This is a genomic window from Rhizobium phaseoli (genome assembly GCF_010668805.1).
Lineage (GTDB): Bacteria > Pseudomonadota > Alphaproteobacteria > Rhizobiales > Rhizobiaceae > Rhizobium > Rhizobium phaseoli_A.
In genome coordinates this window covers 1-438 of the sequence record NZ_WUFT01000078.1, presented here as the reverse complement: position 1 = coordinate 438, position 438 = coordinate 1, and the positions used below count along the sequence as shown (strand labels likewise).

The window sequence follows — 438 nt, the reverse complement described above, 5'->3', positions numbered from 1 at the left end:
GCGCAATCGCGGCAGGATCGAACCCGCGCGCAGCAAGCCGGTGCTCGAACTGCTTGCGCTTGGTATGCGAGCCGATCATGCCGAAGAACGCGAAGTCGCCGCGCCGCAGGATGCGCTCGGCCAGATCGAGATCGAGCGCGTGGTTGTGCGTCATCACGATGAAGTACGTGTGCGGCGCAGCCTTGTCGATCGCTTCGTCGGGTGCGTCGTTCGCTTCGATCGTCACGTTCGTCGCGCCGAGCGTATCGGGCGCCGGGAACTGCGCATCGCGTTCGTCGACCCAGTGCACGTGGCAGGGCAGCGTTGCTAGCACGCGCACGAGCGCGGCGCCCACGTGCCCCGCGCCGAACAGCACGACGGGGAAGTCGCGCGGCGCGATGGTTTCGGTGAGCAGCGCGCTGCTGTCGTCGAAACCCGCGCCGTCCCACAGCAGACAGT

The 438-nt window shown here is 67.6% G+C and carries 1 protein-coding gene; it reads right to left on the bottom strand.

Going from position 1 to position 438, the window contains the following annotated elements; translation table 11 throughout:
* Positions 1-438: XdhC family protein (locus GR197_RS31450; protein ID WP_204330508.1), on the bottom strand; the 438-nt coding region annotated here is incomplete at both ends.